Genomic DNA, 1007 nt, shown 5'->3' on the forward strand with positions numbered 1-1007 from the left:
ATTGACTTCCTTTTCGATAAAGCCACCAAAATCGCCCGCCTTAACATCATCAAAATCTTTTAAAGACCGAATGCGATAAAGATTTATAATATTGCGAGTAAGAGCATGTTTAATTTTTTTGCTTTCATTTGTTATAATGTATTTTTGAGACATAGAAATACCCTCACATAATAGATATGTGTTAAAACGGTTGGAAAATTTGATTGGAAAGAAGGCGCCCCCGCCGCGCCCGTATTAATCACACGGCTTTATTTACGTCTTGATCAACACCACAGACATCTTCAGAAAATTTCTTATTTTCTTTAAGCACCGCATTGCCATAGATTGTTGTAAATTGGCAAATTTGTGCCTTGCCGCTCACATGAGCATTATCATGAATTTGAGCACAGGGGCCAACACGTGCCGAGCCAGAAACCTTGGCATTGTCATAAATATTGCTCCCATCATAAACTATAGCTTTATCGAAAACATGAGCATTGCCATAAGCTTTTGACCACGCAGCAAGGCGTGATTTCCCATAGACATGGGCATCATTAAACACAAGCCCACTCACAAGAGCATTTTCATAAACACGGGCATTATCGTAAATAAGAGCTCCCTCTGTAATAACGGCATTATCACTCACAACGGCATTGCCAAAAACATAGCCACCAATTTTTGCATTGCCATTAATGACTGCATTGTCATAAACATGTGCTTTATCACTCAAAACCCATGCCTTATCACTAATCACGGCATTACCATAAACCCTAGCATAATTCATAACACGGGCATTATTGCGTATTTTTGCATTTTCTGAAACGATTGCTTTGATAACCATAGCATCATCATACACCCAGCAATTGCCATCATGAGAGAGGTCGCTTTCATTTTCGATAAAGCCCCCAAGGTCGCCCGCTTTGACATCAGCAAAGTCTTTTAATGCTTTAATGCGATAAAGAGTTTGATTATTAAATACACGTGTCTCATTTGTGAGTGCAAACTTTTTTTGCATAGCACAATTCCTT

Annotated in this window: 1 protein-coding gene; it reads right to left on the reverse strand. The window is 38.8% G+C overall.

Features of this window, described 5'->3' with window-relative positions:
• Positions 1-238: 238 nt before the first annotated feature.
• On the reverse strand, positions 239-994 hold the full coding sequence (locus ABID39_RS07895) for a hypothetical protein (protein WP_354187620.1): 756 nt from the start codon (positions 992-994) through the stop codon (positions 239-241).
• Positions 995-1007: the final 13 nt, after the last annotated feature.

Source organism: Bartonella japonica (genome assembly GCF_040545385.1).
GTDB classification, from domain to species: Bacteria; Pseudomonadota; Alphaproteobacteria; order Rhizobiales; family Rhizobiaceae; genus Bartonella; species Bartonella japonica.